We start from the raw sequence: 2,076 nt of genomic DNA, 5'->3' as shown, positions 1-2,076 counted from the left end.
GGTTAGCCGTGTTGGGCCATGGATGGCCCGTCACGGCGGCCCACGGATTCAAGCCTGCGTGAGGGCACACCGAGCCGGAGGCGAGGTGCCGAGTGGAGGGGCAAGAGCGTTTTGGTTACTTTTGCGCTCCATCAAAAGTGACCCGCTGTAAGAGCGGAACCCATAAAGGCCCTCACCCAAATAACGGATATGCCCCCTCAAAAAACCACAACCCCCCTAAATCCCCCCACCGCTGAAGCGTCTCCAGAACATGAAATCCGTGCGCACCACGGATCGCCCGTTTGGTCACCCCCACCAGCGTATTGAGGGATCGAAAGATGTCAGTCGCTACCACCCGTATCGAAGCCCCCCAGGCCAACCCTGAACCCGTGGAAACCCTCTACCAGTTCGAGGAAACCCCACTGCTGGCCCGTCAACGCCAACAGGAATCCAACGCCCGCAGCTACCCGCGTCGCATCCCGCTGGCACTCAAGCGCGCCAAGGGCATCTACGTGGAAGACGTGGAGGGCCGCCGTTTCATCGACTGCCTGGCCGGCGCCGGCACCCTGGCGTTGGGCCATAACCACCCGGTGGTGATCGAAGCGATTCAACAGGTGCTCAGCGACGAACTCCCGCTGCATACCCTGGACCTGACCACCCCGGTCAAAGACCAGTTCGTGCAAGACCTGTTCGGCCTGCTGCCAAAAGAACTCGCGCACGAAGCGAAAATCCAGTTCTGCGGCCCCACCGGCACCGATGCCGTAGAGGCCGCGCTCAAGCTGGTGCGCACCGCCACCGGTCGCAGCACAGTGCTCTCGTTCCAGGGCGGTTACCACGGCATGAGCCAGGGCGCGTTGAGCCTGATGGGCAGCCTGGGGCCGAAAAAGCCGCTGGGCGCGCTGCTCGGCAACGGCGTGCAATTCCTGCCATTCCCCTACGACTACCGTTGCCCGTTTGGCCTGGGCGGCGCGGAAGGCGTGCGGGTCAACCTGCATTACCTGGAAAACCTGCTCAACGACCCGGAGGCCGGCGTCTTGCTGCCGGCGGCGGTGATTGTCGAAGTGGTGCAGGGCGAGGGCGGCGTGATTCCCGCCGACCTTGACTGGCTGCGCGGCCTGCGGCGTATCACGCAGCAGGCAGGGGTGGCATTGATCGTCGATGAAATCCAGAGCGGCTTCGGTCGCACCGGCAAGATGTTTGCCTTCGAGCACGCGGGCATCATCCCCGATGTGGTGGTGCTGTCCAAGGCCATCGGCGGCAGCCTGCCGTTGGCGGTGGTGGTGTATCGCGAGTGGCTCGACACCTGGCTGCCCGGCGCCCATGCCGGGACGTTCCGCGGTAATCAGATGGCCATGGCTGCGGGCTCTGCCGTGATGCGCTACCTCCAGGAACACGACCTGGCAGGCCACGCGGCGGCGATGGGCGAACGCCTTGGCGAGCAACTGCGCATCCTGCAGCGTGACTTCCCGCATTTGGGCGATATTCGCGGACGCGGGCTGATGCTGGGGGTTGAACTGGTCGACCCGGACGGCGCCCTCGATACCCAGGGCCATCCCCCGGTGCATCGCCAATTGGCGCCGCTGGTGCAGCGCGAATGCCTCAAGCGTGGCCTGATCCTGGAACTGGGTGGCCGGCATGGCAGCGTGGTGCGCTTCCTGCCGCCGCTGGTGATCACCGCCGCCGAAGTGGACCAGGTGGCCGAGATCTTCGGGCGCGCATTGGCGGCGGCAGTCGCCAGCCTCTAATTTTTTTGCAGCTTGATACGTTTCTACAGATATCAGCGCTGCGCGTGGTGCGCAGCCAGCCTTTGAGCGATGGAGAACAGCAATGACCTCAGTATTTGACCGCGACGACATCCTGTTTCAGGTAGTGGTCAACCACGAAGAACAGTATTCCATCTGGCCTGACTACAAGGTCGTGCCAGAAGGCTGGCGCACCGTGGGCAAGAGCGGCATGAAGAAAGAATGCCTGGCTTACATCGAGGAAGTCTGGACCGATATGCGCCCGCTGAGCCTGCGCCAGAAAATGGACAGCGCCGCGCTGGCCAACTGATCCACCTCAATCCAATGTTCAATCCAATGTGGGAGCGGGCTTGCC

Annotated in this window: 2 protein-coding genes; both read left to right on the top strand. The window is 63.2% G+C overall.

Features of this window, described 5'->3' with window-relative positions; genetic code table 11:
- The first annotated feature begins 317 nt into the window (after window positions 1-317).
- Window positions 318-1,724 (top strand): aspartate aminotransferase family protein, encoded by a 1,407-nt coding sequence (locus tag WBB95_RS29005; protein ID WP_424490706.1) that lies wholly within the window; start codon window positions 318-320, stop codon window positions 1,722-1,724.
- A gap of 82 nt (window positions 1,725-1,806) precedes the next feature.
- Window positions 1,807-2,031 (top strand): MbtH family protein, encoded by a 225-nt coding sequence (locus WBB95_RS29000; RefSeq protein ID WP_424490705.1) that lies wholly within the window; start codon window positions 1,807-1,809, stop codon window positions 2,029-2,031.
- The last annotated feature ends 45 nt before the right edge of the window (window positions 2,032-2,076 follow it).

The organism is Pseudomonas sp., from assembly GCF_049645325.1.
Lineage (GTDB): Bacteria > Pseudomonadota > Gammaproteobacteria > Pseudomonadales > Pseudomonadaceae > Aquipseudomonas.
This window is presented reverse-complemented; position numbering and strand designations above follow the sequence as displayed.

Bases quoted from the DNA above. Each gene is read 5' to 3' on its own strand.
- WBB95_RS29005 (WP_424490706.1), top strand. From the start codon at position 318: ATGTCAGTCGCTACCACCCGTATCGAAGCCCCCCAGGCCAACCCTGAA.
- WBB95_RS29000 (WP_424490705.1), top strand. From the start codon at position 1,807: ATGACCTCAGTATTTGACCGCGACGACATCCTGTTTCAGGTAGTGGTC.